The 17,307-nt window shown below is 67.7% G+C and carries 17 protein-coding genes; 6 read left to right on the plus strand and 11 right to left on the minus strand.

Going from position 1 to position 17,307, the window contains the following annotated elements; all coding sequences use genetic code 11:
• Positions 1-158: 158 nt before the first annotated feature.
• The 4 genes from KNJ79_RS11875 to plsY form a co-directional block, all read right to left on the minus strand.
• Positions 159-1,148, minus strand: coding sequence for an acyl-CoA dehydrogenase family protein (locus KNJ79_RS11875; protein ID WP_317151203.1), 990 nt, complete (start codon positions 1,146-1,148; stop codon positions 159-161).
• The gene (locus KNJ79_RS11880) at positions 1,148-2,299 is read right to left on the minus strand and encodes an acyl-CoA dehydrogenase family protein (RefSeq protein WP_317151204.1); all 1,152 of its coding nucleotides are present in this window, start codon (positions 2,297-2,299) and stop codon (positions 1,148-1,150) included. The genes KNJ79_RS11875 and KNJ79_RS11880 overlap by 1 nt, the downstream gene beginning before the upstream one ends.
• Positions 2,300-2,429: 130 nt before the next feature.
• A complete protein-coding gene (dprA, locus tag KNJ79_RS11885; protein ID WP_317151205.1) occupies positions 2,430-3,515 on the minus strand; it encodes a DNA-processing protein DprA in 1,086 nt (361 codons plus the stop codon).
• On the minus strand, positions 3,512-4,114 hold the full coding sequence (gene plsY / locus KNJ79_RS11890; RefSeq protein ID WP_089217154.1) for a glycerol-3-phosphate 1-O-acyltransferase PlsY: 603 nt from the start codon (positions 4,112-4,114) through the stop codon (positions 3,512-3,514). Before plsY ends, dprA begins: the two co-directional genes overlap by 4 nt.
• Before the next feature lie 414 nt (positions 4,115-4,528).
• Between plsY and murI the strand changes: the two genes are divergently transcribed.
• Positions 4,529-5,335: a glutamate racemase gene (gene murI / locus KNJ79_RS11895; RefSeq protein ID WP_317151206.1), complete on the plus strand. Its 807-nt coding sequence runs from the start codon at positions 4,529-4,531 to the stop codon at positions 5,333-5,335.
• Between the two features lie 114 nt (positions 5,336-5,449).
• Entirely contained in the window at positions 5,450-6,670 is a 1,221-nt protein-coding gene (gene hemA / locus KNJ79_RS11900; RefSeq protein ID WP_089217179.1) for a 5-aminolevulinate synthase, read from the plus strand.
• 28 nt (positions 6,671-6,698) lie between these two features.
• Here hemA and KNJ79_RS11905 read toward each other — a convergent pair whose 3' ends face one another.
• Genes KNJ79_RS11905 through KNJ79_RS11915 form a run of 3 tightly spaced genes read right to left on the minus strand, consistent with a single transcriptional unit; the run spans position 6,699 to position 9,224 of the window.
• Positions 6,699-7,298 carry a GNAT family N-acetyltransferase gene (locus KNJ79_RS11905; protein WP_317151207.1) on the minus strand — a complete coding sequence of 200 codons (600 nt, stop codon included), beginning with the start codon at positions 7,296-7,298 and terminating at the stop codon, positions 6,699-6,701.
• A gap of 40 nt (positions 7,299-7,338) precedes the next feature.
• Positions 7,339-8,001, minus strand: a complete 663-nt coding sequence (locus KNJ79_RS11910; RefSeq protein ID WP_317151208.1) for a class I SAM-dependent methyltransferase — start codon at positions 7,999-8,001, stop codon at positions 7,339-7,341.
• Positions 8,002-8,003: 2 nt separating this feature from the next.
• Positions 8,004-9,224, minus strand: a complete 1,221-nt coding sequence (locus tag KNJ79_RS11915) for a DUF3419 family protein (protein WP_317151209.1) — start codon at positions 9,222-9,224, stop codon at positions 8,004-8,006.
• Positions 9,225-9,326: 102 nt separating this feature from the next.
• On the opposite strand from KNJ79_RS11915, the gene KNJ79_RS11920 reads away from it, so the two are divergent.
• Complete coding sequence (locus KNJ79_RS11920; protein WP_317151210.1) at positions 9,327-9,467, plus strand: hypothetical protein; 141 nt, start codon at positions 9,327-9,329, stop codon at positions 9,465-9,467.
• A 284-nt stretch (positions 9,468-9,751) separates the two neighbouring features.
• Here the strand turns inward: KNJ79_RS11920 and KNJ79_RS11925 are convergent, their stop codons facing one another.
• A complete protein-coding gene (locus KNJ79_RS11925; protein ID WP_317151211.1) occupies positions 9,752-10,216 on the minus strand; it encodes a hypothetical protein in 465 nt (154 codons plus the stop codon).
• A 46-nt stretch (positions 10,217-10,262) separates the two neighbouring features.
• Entirely contained in the window at positions 10,263-11,252 is a 990-nt protein-coding gene (locus tag KNJ79_RS11930; protein ID WP_317151212.1) for a threonine ammonia-lyase, read from the minus strand.
• Positions 11,253-11,316: 64 nt separating this feature from the next.
• Between KNJ79_RS11930 and KNJ79_RS11935 the strand changes: the two genes are divergently transcribed.
• The 3 genes from KNJ79_RS11935 (at position 11,317) to KNJ79_RS11945 (ending at position 16,290) form a co-directional block, all read left to right on the plus strand.
• Positions 11,317-12,525, plus strand: coding sequence for a saccharopine dehydrogenase family protein (locus tag KNJ79_RS11935; RefSeq protein ID WP_317151213.1), 1,209 nt, complete (start codon positions 11,317-11,319; stop codon positions 12,523-12,525).
• 437 nt (positions 12,526-12,962) lie between these two features.
• The gene (locus tag KNJ79_RS11940) at positions 12,963-15,698 is read left to right on the plus strand and encodes an ATP-dependent DNA helicase (RefSeq protein ID WP_317151214.1); all 2,736 of its coding nucleotides are present in this window, start codon (positions 12,963-12,965) and stop codon (positions 15,696-15,698) included.
• A gap of 46 nt (positions 15,699-15,744) precedes the next feature.
• Positions 15,745-16,290 (plus strand): SixA phosphatase family protein, encoded by a 546-nt coding sequence (locus KNJ79_RS11945; RefSeq protein ID WP_089217147.1) that lies wholly within the window; start codon positions 15,745-15,747, stop codon positions 16,288-16,290.
• Between the two features lie 186 nt (positions 16,291-16,476).
• Here KNJ79_RS11945 and KNJ79_RS11950 read toward each other — a convergent pair whose 3' ends face one another.
• Together KNJ79_RS11950 and KNJ79_RS11955 are read right to left on the minus strand one after the other, a co-directional pair.
• Entirely contained in the window at positions 16,477-16,863 is a 387-nt protein-coding gene (locus KNJ79_RS11950) for a MerR family transcriptional regulator (RefSeq protein ID WP_317151215.1), read from the minus strand.
• Positions 16,864-16,877: 14 nt separating this feature from the next.
• On the minus strand, positions 16,878-17,171 hold the full coding sequence (locus tag KNJ79_RS11955; RefSeq protein ID WP_089217145.1) for an integration host factor subunit alpha: 294 nt from the start codon (positions 17,169-17,171) through the stop codon (positions 16,878-16,880).
• Positions 17,172-17,307 lie beyond the last annotated feature (136 nt).

Raw genomic sequence — 17,307 nt, forward strand, 5'->3', positions numbered from 1 at the left:
CGGAGGGTTCGAACTATCGGGCGCCGCAGTCCTAGAGCAGATCGACCGGGCACAATATGCGCAATCATACGAATGAGAGCCGCGGTCACGGTCGGCACTTACCCGAAGGCGGCGGCTGATGGGCGAGTCTTACCGGGTGCTGGACCGGTCGCCTGTCCTCAAACCGCAGGCCGCTTCGCATCGAGTTCGGCGCGCACGAAGTCGACCGACCCGGCATCGCTGGCCAGCCGCGCCGTGCCGAGCAGGCGGTTCCACCAGCTTTCGGACCCGTCGGCGAGGCGCCATTCGTGGAGGCGGCGGGTGAAAAGTTGCAGGTCGTGCTCCTCACTGATCCCGATCGCGCCGTGAACGGCGTGCGCACTCGCCGCGATCCGCGCGGCCGTGCTGCTCGCCACTGATTTGGCCGTCGCGGCGGCGGCGAGCGGCGGCGGAAAGCCGGCTGCACAACCAAGCTGCGAAGCGATGCGCGCGGCGACGGCGTCCTCTGCCATTACCGCCATATTCTGTTGAAGCGCCTGCTGGCGGCCGATCGGCTTGCCGAACTGCACCCGCTCGTTCGCATAGCTGGCGGTCATCGTCACAACCCGGTCCGCCGCACCCGCGATCAGCGCCGCGCGCAATATGGCGGCGAGAGGACGCAGACCGCCCGGCGGCGCGCCGAACGCCTCGCCCAGCGGCGGGCAGGCGATCCGCGCGGCGAGGCTGGCGGCGACGCCGGTTACGGCGGTCTCGTCGAGCGCGATCTCGACGAGGCCGATCCTGTCCCCCTGCTCGACCAGCGCATGATGCGCAATGCGCCCCAGCGGCACGACCACCGGCCGCCCCGGTTCGGCGACTGTCAGGACGATCGGCCCGCCGGGCGCCGCCACGCCGGCGCCCGCGAGCAGTGCCCGCGCGATCATCGTCTCGCCAACCGGCAGCGGCACCGCATGGCGCCCGAGCGCCTGCCACAGCGGCTGCACTGCTGCTGCGGGAAGGCCGAAGCCGCCCGCCGCCTCCGGCACCAGCGCATCGAGAAAGCCCGACGTGGCGACCGCACCCCACATCGCATCGGCCGCCCCGCCCCGCTCGATCGCGCGCACCGCTTCAGGCGCGGCGATGGCGGCGAGCATCCGGTCGAAGGGTTCGAGAAGATCGCTATGATCCATCACCGCAATCCCATTCCACGCGCGATGATGCCGCGCAGGATTTCGCGTGTGCCCCCGCGCAGCGAAAAACTCGGCGCGATATGCGTGACATAGAGCAAGGTCCGGTAGAGTTCGGGATCGACCGGCTCGTCGGGATGGCTCGCGAGGTCGTCGCCGATGCTGGCCGGCAGCTCCTGCTCGAAACTCGTCCCCAGATCCTTGACCAGCGACGCCTCGACGACCGGGCTTTCGCCGAGCGCGAGCCGCGCGGTGCAGGCGATCGACATCGCGCGCAAGGTTCCGAGCCGCGCGGCGAAATCGCCGACGCGCGCGAGCGTCGCCGGGTCGTCGCGGCCGATGCTGCGCAGATGCGCGATCCACGCGTCGAGCAGCACGACGCTCGAATAGATGCGTTCGGGGCCGCTGCGCTCGAACGCGAGTTCGGCGGTGACCTGTTTCCACCCCTCCCCCTCTTCGCCGATCAGCGCGTCGGCGGGCAGCTCGACATCCTCGAAGAAGACTTCGGCGAAATGGGCATCGCCGGTCAGGTCGACGATCGGCCGCACGGTAACGCCGGGCGCCTTGAGGTCGACGATCAGCTGCGACAGGCCGCGGTGACGGTCCTCGCTGGTGCCCGAGGTGCGGACGAGCGCGATCATATAGTCGCCGTGCGCTGCATTGGTGGTCCATATCTTCTGGCCGCCCACCCGCCAGCCCGCCTCGGTCCGCTCGGCGCGCGTGCGCACGCTCGCAAGGTCCGACCCCGACCCCGGCTCGCTCATCCCGATGCAGAAAACGAGCTCGCCGCGGCAGATGCGCGGGATGAAGCGCTCCTTCTGCTCCTCGGTGCCATAGTTCAGGATCAGCGGCGCGCTCTGACGGTCGGCGATCCAGTGCGCCGCGACCGGCGCCCCCGCCGACAGCAGCTCCTCGACGACGACAAAGCGCGCGAAAGCCCCTTTCTCGCCGCCGCCGTAGCGCCTGGGCAACGTCAGCCCCAGAAAGCCCGCTTCGCCGAGCCGGCGCGAAAAGGCGCGGTCGAAACCCGACCAGGAGCGCGCGCGGACATCGGCGGGCGCGGCGGCTCTCGCCTCATCGGCGATCGCGCGGATCGCAGGCCGCAGCGCCTCGTCCGCAGCGGGAAGCGCCGCAAGGGTCAAGGTATCGAACAAACCGGCTCTCCCTCTCTCGGTCCCGCAATCGCATATTCCCAATGCAATGCCGGCCTCACTTGATCAAATATTCAGGGTCAGGACCCATCAACGGCCTTGCCCGTCCCGAAATCGACCCGCGCACGCCGTTCTAGCGGGTAGAAACCCTTGCCCCCGCATGACGCTCGACGCGACCGGCGAGTTCGAGTTCGAGCAGGACGAGCTGGACGACTGCGGCGGGGCGGCCCGACTGGCGCACCACCTCATCGACGAGAACCGGGGTCGGGCCGAGCAGATCGGCGATACCGGCGCGGTCGCCGTCGGCGGCCTCGATCGGGAGCGGCGCCGGCACCGGAGCCGACGCGGGTTCGCGCAGCATCCGGCGGTCGATCGGCCCGACGGCTTCGAGCACGTCGGCGGCGGTCTGGATCAGCGTTGCGCCTTCGCGGATCAACAGGTTGCAGCCCTGCGCGCGCGGGTCGAGCGGCGACCCCGGCACCGCCATCACCTCGCGCCCATAGTCGCCCGCCCGGCGCGCGGTGATCAGCGAGCCCGACTTGGGCACCGCCTCGATCACCACCGTGCCCGCCGCGAGCCCGGCGATGATGCGGTTGCGCGAGGGGAAATGGCGCGCGAGCGGTTCGGTGCCCGGCGGCTGTTCGGCGATCAGCAGCTGGTCGTTCGCGATCTTTTCCTGCAGCGCGGCATTTTCGGGCGGAAAGGCGATGTCGATGCCGCTCGCGATCACCGCCGCGGTCGCCCCGTCGAGCGCGCCGACATGCGCCGCGGTATCGACCCCGCGCGCGAGCCCGCTCGCCACGGTCATTCCCTCGGCTGCAAGATCGACGGCCAATTGGCGCGCGAAGCGGCACGCCGCCGCCGACGCATTGCGCGCGCCGACGATCGCGACACACGGCCGCTGCAGCATCGCGGTGTCGCCGCGCACGATCAGCACCGGCGGCGCGCCGTCGATTTCGCGCAGCAGCGGCGAATAATCGGCCTCGTCGCTGAAGATATGCCGCGCGCCGAGTTCGGCGACCCGGGCGATTTCACGTTCGGCGAGGTCGGCCGGGGCGATGCGGATTTTTCCCCCGCCGCCGCGACCGGCAAGGTCGGGGAGCGCCGCGAGCGCCGCTTCGCCCGATCCGAAACGCTGCATCAGCTGGTGCCAGCTCACCGGACCGACGCGCGGCGTGCGGAGCAGCCGCAGCCGCGCCAGCCGCTCGGATTGCCTCACGCGGCGTCCTTCCTGGCGCCGATGCGCGGTTCGGTGCCGGCGCGCAGCCGCGCGATATTCTCGCGATGCCGCCACAGGGCGACAAGCGCGAGCCCGGCAAGCCCGAGCGCGTAGACGGGATAGCCGAAGGCGAAGGCTGCGATCGGCGCCGCCACGACGCCCGTCATCCCGCCGAGCGAAGAGATGCGCGTGATCGCGACCATCGCGAGCCAGACGATCGCGAACACCAGCGCGATCGGCCACGCCAGCGCGAGATAAAGGCCGAGCAGCGTCGCGACGCCCTTGCCGCCGCGGAACTTGAGCCACATGGGGTAGCAATGGCCGATCACCGCCGCGGCCCCCGCTGCGATCGCCCCGACGTCGCCTGCCTCGGGAGCGAAATGACGCGCGAGCAGCACCGCAACCGCTCCTTTCGCGCCGTCGAGCAGCACCGTCGCCGCAGCGAGGCCCTTGCGCCCCGTACGCAGCACATTGGTCGCGCCGATGCTGCCCGATCCGATCTGCCGCAGGTCGCCGGCGCCGAAGGCGCGCGTCAGGATCACCCCGAACGGGATCGAGCCGAGCAGATAGCCGGCGGCGATCAACAAAAGGACGGTCATGGCACTCCCCGGCTGGTTCGGCGGCACTGTGGCGATGTTGCGGCGGGCAATCAATGGATTCGGATCAAGTGCCTGCCGAAATGGACAGAAAGCGCGAAACGATCCCGCCTCCTTCATCATACTGAACTCGATTCCGCTTCCATGGCCGGCGCTATGCGGCCAAGCCGGTGCCAGTTGATTTTCGCACGAAGACACGAAGCCACGAAGAAAAGGGCCTGGGCCGACAGGTCCCTTTTTCCTTTCGACGATGCGGTCGCAAAGGAAAACCGCTTCGCGGCCGGCGCGACATCTTCGTGGCTTTGTGGCTTTGTGCGAAACAAAAAGGTGCGGCGCCGAAGAGCAAGTTCAGGCGGACGCGAAAAACCCCTGTCCACCCGGATTGAGCGCCGTGCAATGCCCTGCTAGGCGACGCATATGCAGCCCCCATCGGCCGACGCCCCCATCCTCTTTTTCGACAGCGGCCTCGGCGGGCTGACCGTGCTCGGGCCGACGCGCGCGCTGCTGCCCACGGCTCGAATCGTCTATGCGGCCGACTATGCCGGCCTCCCCTATGGGCAAAAGAGCGATGCCGAACTCGCGGCGCGCGTTCCCGCACTGCTCGGGCGGCTCGTCGAGCGCTATCAGCCACGCCTGGCGGTGATCGCGTGCAATACGGCCTCGACGATCGCGCTCGCGCATGTCCGCGCCGCGCTCGACCTGCCGATCGTCGGCACCGTGCCCGCGATCAAGCCCGCTGCGGCGCTGACGAACAGCGGGGTCATCGGCGTGCTCGGCACCGAAGCGACCGTGCGCCAGCCCTATGTCGACGATCTGAGCGCCAAGTTCGCTGCCGACAAAATCGTCCTGCGCCACGGCAGCCCCGGCCTCGTCACCGGCGCCGAGGCGAAGCTGCGCGGCGAACCGGTCGACCCAGAGGTCATCGAGCGCGCCGTTGCCGGCCTGCGCGATCAGCGCGGCGGCGACGCAATGGACGTGATCGTCCTTGCCTGCACCCACTTCCCCCTGCTTCAGGCCGAACTTCAGGCCGCGGCGGGCCCGGACGTGCGGTTTATCGACGGCGCCGAGGGCATCGCGCGCCGCATCGCCTACCTCACCGAGGGGCAGGACTGGCCCGCCGTGGCATCGCGCGGAACCGCGGTCTTCACGCGCAGCGACGAGCGCCCGCCGCCGCCGCTCGCGGCGCTCGAGCCCTTCGGCATCGGGCGCATTGAGACAATTTGACCTACCCTTGCGAATCGTTCGCACTGGATTCGGGCGGATTTCAGCGTTATGGCCCCGCCAAACATCGTCGCCGAAGGGGCGGCGCGCGCCGGAACAATCCGCGGGGCTGCATACGTGAACTACAACGATATTTTCGCCCGGGCTATCGACCGCCTCCACGAAGAAGGCCGCTACCGCGTCTTCATCGACATTTTGCGCAACAAGGGAAATTTTCCGAATGCGCGCTGCTTTGCGGGGCACAACGGGCCGAAACCGATCACCGTCTGGTGCTCGAACGACTATCTCGCGATGGGCCAGCATCCAAAGGTCATCGCCGCGATGGAAGAGGCACTGCACGACGTCGGCGCCGGATCGGGCGGCACGCGCAACATCGGCGGCAACACGCACTACCACATCGACCTCGAGGCCGAGCTTGCCGACCTGCACGGCAAGGAAGGCGCCTTGCTCTTCACCTCGGGCTATATCTCGAACGAGGCGACGCTCGGCACGCTCGGCAAGCTGCTCCCCAACTGCATCATCTATTCGGACGAATTGAACCACGCCTCGATGATCGCGGGTATCCGCAACTCGGGCTGCGAAAAGCGGGTGTTCCGCCACAACGACCTCGATCATCTCGAAGAGCTGCTCGCCGCCGACGATCCGCAAGCGGCCAAGCTGATCGCGTTCGAGGGCGTCTATTCGATGGACGGCGACGTCGCCCCGATCCACGCGATCTGCGACCTCGCCGACAAATATAACGCGCTCACCTATTGCGACGAGGTCCATGCGGTCGGCATGTACGGCCCGCGCGGCGGCGGCATCACCGAACGCGACGAGGCCGCGCACCGCGTGACGATCATCGAAGGCACGCTGGGCAAGGCGTTCGGCGTGATGGGCGGCTATATCGCCGCCGACAGGAATATCGTCGACGTGATCCGCTCTTACGCGCCGGGCTTCATCTTCACGACCAGCCTGTCGCCGGTGCTCGTCGCGGGCGTGCTCGCGAGCGTCCGCCACCTCAAATCATCGAGCGAGGAACGCGACGCGCAGCAGGCGGCCGCCGCCTATCTCAAGCAATGCTTCCGCGACGCCGGCCTGCCGGTGATGGATTCGGTGACGCACATCGTCCCGCTGATGGTCGGCGATCCGGTGCGCGCCAAGAAGATCAGCGACATATTGCTCGCCGAATATGGCGTCTATGTGCAGCCGATCAATTTCCCCACCGTTCCGCGCGGCACCGAACGCCTGCGCTTCACGCCCGGCCCGGCGCACGACGAGGCGATGATGCGCGAACTGACGCAGGCGCTCGTCGAAATCTGGGACCGGCTCGACCTGCAGCTTCAGAAGGCGGCGTGATCCGGCGCATCGGGGTTCGACTGACGCTTCAACTCGCGACCGGCTCGCGCATCATCCCCCAGAAATGCGGGCCGCCGCCGGGCACGTCCCATTCGACCTGCGCCCGAAAGCCCAGCCGTTCGTAGAGCGGCACATTCGCCGGCGTCGCGGTTTCGAGCCAGCAGGACAGTCCTTCGGCGTCGGCGGCCGCGGTCTGGGCGCGGATGATGCGCCCGCCATGGCCCTTGCCCTGTTCGGCCGGGCGAACGCCGACATAGTGGAGATACCAGAAGCGTCCCTTTGGCCGGTGCGCGTCGATGCTGCCCTGCACCTTCAGCCCGCGCGGCAGGGCGGTGCCGAAGGTCGCGACGAGCGGGAGCACGGTTCGCAGGAACTCGAGGGTTCCGCTTTCCGCCTGCCCGGGAGCACGCCACAGCGAGGCCGCTTCGCCGCCGGCCGAGCGCAGCACCCTGCCCGCGCGCGCATCGGACGGCACGAGCACATGGAACAATCCGCGCAGCGCCCGGGCGCGGTGGGCGGGATCGGGCAATATCCACGACAGGGCGGGGTCGGTCTGGAATGCCTGCGCGAGCGTTTCCATCACCTCGTCGAGCTGGTCGCCCCGCGCCGCCGCTATGCCGTCATTCATGCCCTCTTCCCCCATTCTTCCGGGGCAAGATAACAGCAATTCAGCCGCGCGCGAGACCCCCGCGAATGGCATAGCCGCGATAGAGGCTGCGGCAATAGCCGGCGGTGCCCGTCTCCTTTGCGAGCGCGGCGATCACGCGCCCCAGTTCGGCGCGCGGGGCGACGTGAAAACGGGCGAGCCAGCCGAAGAGCGCGCGGCGCCAAAGCGACGGCAGGCCGTCCTGCTGTCCGAAATCGACGAATTCGAGCCGGCCGCCCGGCGCGACGCAGCGCGCCGCCTGGGCGAGCGCACCCCGCCATTCGGGGATCATCGACAGCGCATAGCTGATGAAGACGCGATCGAAGGCCGCACGCCCGAACAGCGCGGAGGCGTCGAAATCGCATGCGTCGCCCTGCGCGAGCGCCACGCGATGCGCAAGCCCGGCCTTCGCCACCGCGCCGCGCGCGGTTTCGAGCATCGCTTCGGAAATATCGACGCCATAGAGAAAGGCGTCGGGCCACGCCCTGCCGACCGCGACCAGATTGCGTCCCGTCCCGCAGCCGATTTCGAGCACCGCGCCTCCCGGCGGCGGCGCGAGATCGGCGATCAGCCCGTCGCGGCCGAGAAGATAATATTTGCGGCTGAGATCATAGATATGCCGCTGGGTGCGATAGACGCTGTCCATCAGCTCGCCGTGCCCGCCGCCCGCTGCGCCCCGAGCCATGGTCAGGCGTCTTTCAGCACATAGAGATGGACCCCGCCATAGATCGCCGAGCGGTCGCGGCGCGTAAAGCCGCGCGACTCTTCGGCGCGATAGTCCCACCGGCCGAGCAGGTCGTCGGGCAACCGCCCCGGAAGCAGGCTCGGCTCGGCGGCGGTACGGAACAGCACCCGCGCGCCCGGCCGCGCGGTGCGGGTGACCTCGGCCCACAATGCGGTCAGCTGCGCGTCGCTCATCCAGTCCTGCGCGTCGAGGAAGACATAGCGGTCGAAGCTCGCCGCTTCGGACGCCGCGAGCATGTCGGTCATATTCGCATGGAGCATCGAAACGCGCGCGGCGCGATCCCGGACCGCTTCATAATTCGCCGCTTGCAGATAGGGCGGCAGCGGCGCCGCAACGCCCTTGCCATAGCCGCGTCCGAACGCCTGCCATGCGAAATAATTCTCCTCGAGCGGGAAGTCGCACGCGAGCTTTTCGAGCCGCGCGCGCAGCACGTCGGCCATCGGCTTGCCGCCCGCGAGCGCGTCATATTGCGCGGGCGGAATGCCGAGCCCGAACAGCGACGAGCGCTGGTCGGTGATCCAGCGGATAAACTTGCGGTCGAAGAAGGGCGCGAATTTCGCCTCAAAGATCGCGCGCTGTTCCTCGACCGTCGTCGCGGTCAGGAACTGGCGCGGATCGACGCGGTGCAACCGGGCGATCAGATGCGCGAGCCCGATGAAATTTCCGAGCAGCCCGCGCTTGTAGAGACCCCGCGCGAAACCGTTGATACGCCGCCGCCCGACCAGGTCGCGGCCTTCCCAATAGCGGATGCTCAGCTCGTCGAGATGCGGGCGGACATGCGCGCGATAGGCGGCGACGTTGGCCTTGTCGTCGGCGGCGGCGAAAAAGCGGCGGACGCTGTCGTAATCGGGCAGGCGTTCGATCGCGACGCGCTTCAGATTATTGAGCGCGACATGCGCAGTGTTGAGGTCGACCGCGACGATCTCGGCCGGGTCGGCGGTCAGATAGGAAAAGACGTTGCAGCCGCCGCTCGCGATCGTCGCGATTCGGTTACCCGGCGCGATCGCGAGTGCCTCCATGTCGACCACCGGGTCTTCCCAGATCTGGGCATAGACAAGTCCCTTGAACGCCAGCGCAAAGGCGCGATCGAGCAAGCGCTGCTTCTGTTCGGCGTCGTGGCGCACGACGGCGGCGGCGATCTTGTGGTTGGGGCGACTGGCCATGAGCGATGCTTTCCGGACAAGGGAGATCCGGGGTCGCCCATGACAGGCTTTGATGCGATTTCGCGGTCAGATCGGTGACAAAATGAGGACAAGGCAGGAATAATGATGCGCCAGCCCACTCCCCTTCTGGCAGAGCAATCGCCTATTGCTTTGGTCAGCTTGCAAAGCTTCGTCATGCTGGCTGCGGCGATGGCCTCGCTGTTTCAGCATCCATGGCCTGCGCTTGAGGCAGGGGCTGCGTAGCCGGAAAAGGACGGGCCATGGACCCTGAAACAAGTTGGCGATTATCCCTATTGCATCCGTATGCTCCGTCATTGCGAGCGAAGCGAAGCAATCCAGAGTGTGCGTAAACCGCTCTGGATTGCTTCGCTTCGCTCGCAATGACGAAATCCGGAATACGGATGCGAAGGGAATAATCGCCAAACAAGTTCAGGGTGACGAGGAAGAGGGGGCAGGGAGCCAATATGCGATTGCCCTGCCCCGCCATGGGAGAAAGCGAGGCCTCTCACTCAATCCCTGCAATTCGCTCAATCCCGGCAATAGCCCTCGCCGGTCTTGACGATCAGGCACTCTTTCTTGCCCGCGAGATATTTGAGGCCGGTCTCGTCGCCATTGCCGCGATGGAGGCTCAGCTCCTCGCCGCCGCGCCTGAACCTGATGCCATGCTCGCTGTCCCGGCCCTCATAGCTGCCCTTGGTGTCGAGGTCCGATTGCATTTCGAGTGTGTAGTGCCCGGGCTCGGTCGGGGTGATCGTCACATACATGCCCTCGACCCCCGTCCATTTGCCTGCCCAGCTCGCAAAGCGGTGCGGCGCGGTTGCCGGGTTCGCCTCGGCATCGACCGGCGGCGTCATTCCGGTCGGGGCTTCCGCAGCCGGAACTTCGGCCGTCGTGTCCGCGCTGCGGTCGGGCGCCGGCGCTTCGGCCTTTTCGCAGCCGGCGAGCAGCACGAGCGCGGTCGAGGCTGCGAGGATCATGCTCATCTTCATCATGCGTCTCCTTCCTGCGCCAAACGCATCGTCGCGAATAAGTTTCCCCCTATCCCGCGAGAATTTCGGCATAGCGCGCGGCATCGACATTGCCGCCCGACAGGGTAACGAGCGTCGTCTTGCCCGGCGCCACCTTGCCCGCGAGGATCGCCGCGAGCGCCGCCGCGCCGCCGGGTTCGACGACCAGGTGCAGCTTTTCGAACGCGACGCGCATCGCGTGTCGCACCTCCTCGCGCGTCACCGCGACCCCGCGCACGCCGCGCGCCTGCAACACCGCGAAGTTGATCGGCCAGGTCTGCGGCGTCTGGAGCGCGTCGCACTCGGTCGGATAGGACAGATCCTCTACCGTCAGGATTTCGCCCGCCTCGAGGCTGCGCGTCACGTCGTCCCATCCCTCGGGCTCGACCGCGACGATTTCGGCGTCGGGGCAGGCGAGCGCAAGGCCCGCCGACAGGCCGCCACCGCCGCAGCAGGCGACGACCTTGTCGGGGCCGTCGATCCCGCGGACCGCGAGCTGCGCGCGCGCCTCGATCCCCGCGGTCCCCTGCCCCTCGATGATCCACGGATCGCCATAGGCATGAACGAGCGTGCCGCCGCGCTCGTCGAGCAGCTTCGCCGCCACCGCGTCGCGCGACTCGGTGACGCGGTCATAGAGCACCACTTCGGCGCCGAGCGCGCGCGTCGCGGCGAGTTTCATCGCCGGCGCATTGCCCGGCATGACGATCGTCGCCCTGATCCCCAGTCGTCTGGCCGCCCAGGCGACCCCCTGCGCATGGTTGCCGCTCGACACGCCGACAACGCCTGCCGCGGCCTGTTCGGGCGTCAGGTCGGTGAGCCGGTGCCACGCGCCGCGAATCTTGAACGCGCCGACGGGCTGGAGGCATTCGGCCTTGCACCAGAGCGTCGCGCCGTCGATTTCGAGCGGCAACAGCGGTGTCGGCGGAAGCAGGGCAGCGACTTTGGCGGCGGCGCGTTCGACTCCGGCAAGACTCGGCGCGCGGTCGGGGTTCCGAAGGGGATCGGGGCTTTGCTGTGTCATGGCTTCGTCCTATAGGGCGCGGCATAGAGAGCAAGCCGCATAGCTTCGCGGACAGGAGATTTTCATGAGCAAGGTTCTGGTGATCGGCGCAGGCGGCGTCGGTTCGGTCGCGGTGCACAAGATGGCGATGAACCCCGACATCTTCCCCGACATCACCCTCGCGAGCCGCCGCAAGTTCAAATGCGACGCGATCGCCGAATCGGTGAAGGCGCGCACCGGCGTCACGATCAGGACCGCCGAGGTCGATGCCGACCATATCGACGCCACTGCGGCGCTGATCCGCGAAGTCGGCGCGACGCACGTCGTCAACCTCGCCCTGCCCTATCAGGACCTCACGATCATGGAGGCGTGCCTGTCGACCGGCGCGCATTATCTCGACACCGCCAATTACGAACCGCGCGACGAGGCGAAGTTCGAATATCACTGGCAATGGGCCTATGATGATCGCTTCAAGGAGGCCGGGCTGATGGCGCTGCTCGGTTCGGGCTTCGACCCCGGCGTGACGAGCGTCTTCACCACCTGGCTGAAAAAGCATCATTTCGAGCGGATCGACACGCTCGACATCCTCGACTGTAACGGCGGCGACCACGGCCAGCATTTTGCGACCAATTTCAATCCCGAAATCAACATCCGCGAAGTCACCGCGGTCGCGCGGCACTGGGAAAATGGCGAATGGGTCGAAACCCCGCCGATGTCGGTGAAGCAGGCGTTCGACTTCGAGGAAGTCGGGACGAAGAATATGTACCTCATGTATCATGAGGAAATCGAAAGCCTGAAAACGCACCTGCCCGAAATCCGGCGAATCCGTTTCTGGATGACCTTCGGCGATGCCTATATCCAGCATCTGACCGTGCTCCAGAACGTCGGGATGACGCGGATCGACCCGGTGATCTACGAGGGCAAGGAGATCATTCCGCTGCAGTTCCTGAAGGCGGTGCTGCCCGAACCGTCGAGTCTCGGCGAAACGACCAAGGGCAAGACCAATATCGGCGTCATCGCGACGGGGCTTGGCAAGGACAGCACGGAAAAGACGCTCTACCTCTACAATATCTGCGACCATGAAGACGCCTATGCCGAGACGGGCAATCAGGCGGTCAGCTACACCACCGGCGTCCCCGCGATGATCGGCGCGGCGATGATGGTCACGGGCACCTGGGCCGGCAAGGGCGTGTTCAACATGGAACAGATGGACCCCGACCCCTTCATGGACATGCTGATGAAGCACGGCCTGCCGTGGCAGGTGAAGGAACTGGACGGTCCGCTGGATTTTTGACCTTTCGACGCTTCTGCAAAGGCAATCACACGCAGAAGCCGGACGATCCAGTTTGCAACCAAGAACCGATGTGGCCACTTGCGGGTAGAATCCGACGCCCGCCTCTTTCGCCTTCGTCATTTCTGCGAAAGCGGAAATGACGAAGAAGGGAAACGGCGGTTCACCACCCCGGAACGGTCACGGATCTCGGGTCTGCGAATGGATTCCTAGAGCCCGATCATCTTTGAATGAAGCGCTTGAGAAAGCGCGTGTGTCCCCGCGCAGGCGGGGACCCATCTCCGGCGGGTTCAAGATGGAGCGGTCGGGAGATGGGCTCCCGCCTGCGCGGGAGCACACAGCTTATTCAGTCAAAGCTGATCTTGCTCTAGCCAGCGGATCGAGCGAATTTTGGTCGCGCCCGCCTTGCCGCGTTCCTCTTTTGTCCCTAGCGTGGCGCGATGGCGCCCGCCCCCCTCTCCCTGCCCGCCATTCACGCGAGCCATGTCGGCATCTGGCTGTGCGACGCGAACGGCCGCACGCAGCGCGTCGGACGCGGCGAGGCGATCGCCGCGGTGGCGGCAACCCCGCACCTGCTGCTCGGGGCGCCGCTGACTGGCGACCGGCTCGGCTATCCCGAGCTGTCGGGGCTCGACCTGCTCGAACTCTTTGCCTTTCTCTATCCCGCGCGCTTCGCGGTGCCGACCCCGGCGGGCCTTGCCGCCGCGCTCGGGCTCGCGCCGCCACCGACCGAGGACGCGGTCGCCGCCTTTCTGCCGCAGGCCGCCGCCGCGATGCTCGCGAGCCTCGAAGACCCCGGCTGGCCCGAGCGCGAGGGCGCGTGGCACAGCCTTCAGGCGCTCGTGCGCCAGCGCTGGCCGTGGGCGCCGCTGGTCCAGCCGCGGCTCGACGCCCCCGAAAAATCGGACCGCTGGCTTTTCGCGCGGCTCCCCGAATGGGAGGAAGCGCCGCCGCGCCCGCAGCCGCGACAGGTGTGTGTCAATGCGGAAGCGGTCGCCGCGCGGCTCGACCGGTTGACCGGCGACGGCGCCGAGCGGCGGCCCGGGCAGCGCGATTATGCGCGGTCGGCGGCGGCGGTCTTTGCGCCGCGCGAGCGCAAGGATGCGCCGCATCTGCTCGTCGCCGAAGCGGGAACGGGGATCGGCAAGACATTGGGCTATCTGGCGCCCGCCAAGCAATGGATTGACGAGGCGGCGGGCAGCATCTGCATCTCGACCTTCACCAAGGCGCTGCAACGCCAATTGGCGCGCGAGACCGAACGGCTCTATCCCGACCCCGAGGTGCATCGCGAAAAGGTCGTCGTGCGCAAAGGGCGCGAAAATTACCTCTGTCTGCTCAACCTCGAGGATGCGTTGCAGGGCGGATTTTCGGGGCGCGCCGCGATCCTCGCGCAGCTCGTCGCGCGCTGGGCCGCCTATAGCCGCGACGGCGACATGATCGGCGGCGACCTGCCCGGCTGGCTTCCCGCCCTCTTTCGCCGCAACGGCACGACCGCGCTCACCGACCGCCGCGGCGAATGCATCTATGCCGGCTGCCCGCATTTCCGCAAATGCTTCATCGAGCGTTCGACGCGCGCCGCGGCGCAGGCCGACATCGTCATCGCCAACCATGCGCTGACGATGGTGCAGGCGGCGCGCCCGCGTGACGGCGGCGCGCCCGCAACGCGGCTGATCTTCGACGAGGGGCATCATCTGTGGGACGCCGCCGACTCGATGTTCGCCGCCGCGCTGACGGGGCAGGAAGCGATCGAGATCCGCCGCTGGGTGCTCGGTCCCGAGGGCAAGGCGCGCGGGCGGCGGCGCGGGCTCGCGGCGCGGCTCGCCGACGTCGCGAGCTATGATGAAGCGGGCGACAAGGCGATTCAGGCGGCGATACAGGCGGCGGGCGAGCTACCCGGCGACGGTTGGCTCGGCCGCCTTGCCGAGAACCAGCCGTGGGGGGCGATCGAGCGGCTGCTCGCCGCGGCGCGCGCCATGGTCTATGCGCGCGGCGCCGATCCGAAGAGCGCCGACAGCGGCTATGGCCTCGAAACCGAGCTTGCCGATCCCGATCCCGAGCTGGTCGCCGCGGCGGCGGGCGCGAGCGACGCGATCGAGGCGCTGCTGCGCCCGCTGATGGCGCTCGGCAAGCGGCTCGACGCGCTGATCGAGGACCCGCCCGACTGGCTCGACGGTCAGGCGCGCGCGCGCGTCGACGGCGCGCGGCACAGCCTTGGCACGCGGATCGACACGCTCGGCGGCTGGCTGTCGCTGCTCGGGCGCGTCGGCGGCCCCGCCGATCCCGATTTCGTCGACTGGCTCGCGATCGACCGCTACGACGGGCGCGAATTCGACTGCGGGCTGCACCGCCACTGGCTCGACCCCGCGCGCCCCGTCGCCGAAGCTGTCTACCGCCCCGCGCAGGGCGTGCTCGTCACCTCGGCGACATTGCGTAACGGCGCACGCGGTGCGGATGATTGGGAGGATGCCGACATCCGCACCGGCGCGCGCCATATCGGCGCCAGCGTGCGGCATTTCGCGGTGCCGAGCCCCTTCGACTATGCGCGCCAGTCGGAGGTACTGATCGTCACCGACATCGCGCGCGGCGATTTGCCGGCGCTTGCCGGAGCCTATAGCCGGCTGATCGAGGCATCGGGGGGCGGCGCGCTCGGGCTGTTCAGCGCGATCCGGCGGCTGCGCATCGTTCACGCGCGCATCGCCGATCGGCTCGCGCGCGCCGGCTTGCCGCTCTATGCCCAGCATGTCGATCCGCTCGACACCGGCACGCTCGTCGACATCTTCCGCGCCGACCCGCACGCCTCGCTGCTCGGCACCGATGCGTTGCGCGACGGCGTCGACGTGCCCGGCGAATCGCTGCGTCTCGTGGTCATGGAGGGCGTGCCGTGGCCGCGGCCGACGATCCTCCACGCCGCGCGCCGTGCCGCACAGGGCGGCTCGCGCTACGACGATATGGTCATCCGCGGGCGCATCGGCCAGGCTTTCGGCCGCCTGATCCGCCGCGCCGACGATTTCGGCCAGTTCGTGATGCTCTCACCCAGCGTCCCGTCGCGGCTGCTCAGCGCCTTTCCCGAGGGAACCCCGATCCGCCGCCTGCCGCTCGACGAGGCGGTGAACCACGTCGCCGCCGCCAATGTCCGCCACCGCGAAAGCGCATATGCTGCCTTTTCACCGTCATGAGATTACGGCACAAGGCGAGCAATTCAGGGGACGATGGGGAGCGGTTTTGAAGAATTTGTCGATCCTGCGCCATGCGAAATCGGGTTGGGACGCCGCCGTCGAACGCGATTTCGACCGTCCGATCAACAAAAGGGGTGAGCGCGGGGCCGAACTGATCGGCCAATATGCGCGGCGCAAGGGCTATGCGGTCGATCGCATCGTCGCCTCGCCCGCGCTGCGCGTGACCGGGACGCTCGACATTTTCCAGCCGGCTGCGGGGATCGAGGCGATCGAGCCGCATTGGGACCGGCGCATCTACCTTGCCTCGGCGGCGACCCTGCTCGACGTCCTGCGCGATGCCGGCGACGACGCGCAGCATCTGCTGATCTCGGGGCATAATCCGGGGCTCGAGGATCTGATCCTGATGCTGGTTCCCGAGACGACCGACGATCGCTATCGCGCGATGGTCGAGGAGAAATTCCCGACCTCGGCGCTCGCGCGGCTCGAACTCGACATCGCCGACTGGCGCGACCTCGACGCCGGACAGGCGCGCATTGCCGACTTCATCCGCCCGCGCGACCTCGACCCCGCGCTGTCGCCCGCGATGGATTGAGCGCGGTCTTCTTTGATTGAACACGCCGTCAAAAACCGCGTGTCCCCGCGGAGCCGAAGGCGGCACGTAGCGCCAACGCGGGGACCCATCTCCGGCCGGCTCAATATCGCACCGGTCGGAGATGGGCTCCCGCCTTCGCGGGAGCACACTGCTTGTTCTTTGGTGCGCAAGATCGTTTTGTTGCGTTCAGGCGGCGTCGAGCGCGGCCGCCAGACGGCGGCGCAGGGACTCGAGCGCCTGAATCGACACGCCCGCCGGCGCCGCCGCCGGCGGGCTCGCGGTGTCGAGCGGCGGCACCGGGTCGCTCGCTTGCTGCCCGCCGGTCAGCGCCTTGCGCGCGCCCTCGACGGTAAAGCCCTGGACATGCAGAAGATGGTGGATGCGCTCGGCGAGCGCGACGTCGTCGGCGCGATAATAGCGGCGGCGGCCCGAGCGCTGGAGCGGCTTGAGTTGCGGAAAGCGCGTTTCCCAGTAACGCAGGACGTGCGTCGGAACGCCGATGCGATCCGCCAGTTCGCCGATAGCGAGCATCGCTCCCGCCGCCTTGCCGTCACCCTCTCGCGTGCCGGACATGGGCCGCTATCCCGTCAACTGCCGGCCACCCGCGCGCGCATCGCCTGGCTGGCGCGAAAGGTCATCACGCGGCGCGGCAGGATCGGCACTTCGATGCCGGTCTTCGGATTGCGGCCGATCCGCTGCGCCTTGTCGCGCAGCACGAAGGTTCCGAAACCCGAAATCTTCACATTCTCACCCTCGGCCAACGCATTGCACATGTGCGACAGGATCGATTCGACGATCGTTGCCGATTCGTTGCGCGATAGCCCCACCTGCTGGTTGATCCGCGCCGCTATATCGGCGCGGGTAAGCGTTCCGGCAGCCATGATAGTCTCTTCCCCTCCTGAAGCGAAAGCCAAAACCGGGCCGTGGCCGGTCCCCCACCGTCACGAGTCCCTGTTCCATTTGTAACAAAGGCGAAGAAATCCACCAAACTGAAATGGATGGACGGAAGAGTTGAAG

This window comes from Sphingopyxis indica, assembly GCF_032879645.1.
Classification (GTDB): Bacteria; Pseudomonadota; Alphaproteobacteria; order Sphingomonadales; family Sphingomonadaceae; genus Sphingopyxis; species Sphingopyxis indica.

What these genes read in the sequence shown, in the direction of transcription:
- KNJ79_RS11875 (WP_317151203.1), bottom strand. Translation starts at nt 1,148, where the DNA reads ATGGATCATAGCGATCTTCTCGAACCCTTCGACCGGATGCTCGCCGCC.
- plsY (WP_089217154.1), bottom strand. Translation starts at nt 4,114, where the DNA reads ATGACCGTCCTTTTGTTGATCGCCGCCGGCTATCTGCTCGGCTCGATC.
- murI (WP_317151206.1), top strand. Translation starts at nt 4,529, where the DNA reads ATGCAGCCCCCATCGGCCGACGCCCCCATCCTCTTTTTCGACAGCGGC.
- KNJ79_RS11905 (WP_317151207.1), bottom strand. Translation starts at nt 7,298, where the DNA reads ATGAATGACGGCATAGCGGCGGCGCGGGGCGACCAGCTCGACGAGGTG.
- KNJ79_RS11910 (WP_317151208.1), bottom strand. Translation starts at nt 8,001, where the DNA reads ATGGCTCGGGGCGCAGCGGGCGGCGGGCACGGCGAGCTGATGGACAGC.
- KNJ79_RS11915 (WP_317151209.1), bottom strand. Translation starts at nt 9,224, where the DNA reads ATGGCCAGTCGCCCCAACCACAAGATCGCCGCCGCCGTCGTGCGCCAC.
- KNJ79_RS11920 (WP_317151210.1), top strand. Translation starts at nt 9,327, where the DNA reads ATGATGCGCCAGCCCACTCCCCTTCTGGCAGAGCAATCGCCTATTGCT.
- KNJ79_RS11925 (WP_317151211.1), bottom strand. Translation starts at nt 10,216, where the DNA reads ATGATGAAGATGAGCATGATCCTCGCAGCCTCGACCGCGCTCGTGCTG.
- KNJ79_RS11930 (WP_317151212.1), bottom strand. Translation starts at nt 11,252, where the DNA reads ATGACACAGCAAAGCCCCGATCCCCTTCGGAACCCCGACCGCGCGCCG.
- KNJ79_RS11935 (WP_317151213.1), top strand. Translation starts at nt 11,317, where the DNA reads ATGAGCAAGGTTCTGGTGATCGGCGCAGGCGGCGTCGGTTCGGTCGCG.
- KNJ79_RS11940 (WP_317151214.1), top strand. Translation starts at nt 12,963, where the DNA reads ATGGCGCCCGCCCCCCTCTCCCTGCCCGCCATTCACGCGAGCCATGTC.
- KNJ79_RS11950 (WP_317151215.1), bottom strand. Translation starts at nt 16,863, where the DNA reads ATGTCCGGCACGCGAGAGGGTGACGGCAAGGCGGCGGGAGCGATGCTC.
- KNJ79_RS11955 (WP_089217145.1), bottom strand. Translation starts at nt 17,171, where the DNA reads ATGGCTGCCGGAACGCTTACCCGCGCCGATATAGCGGCGCGGATCAAC.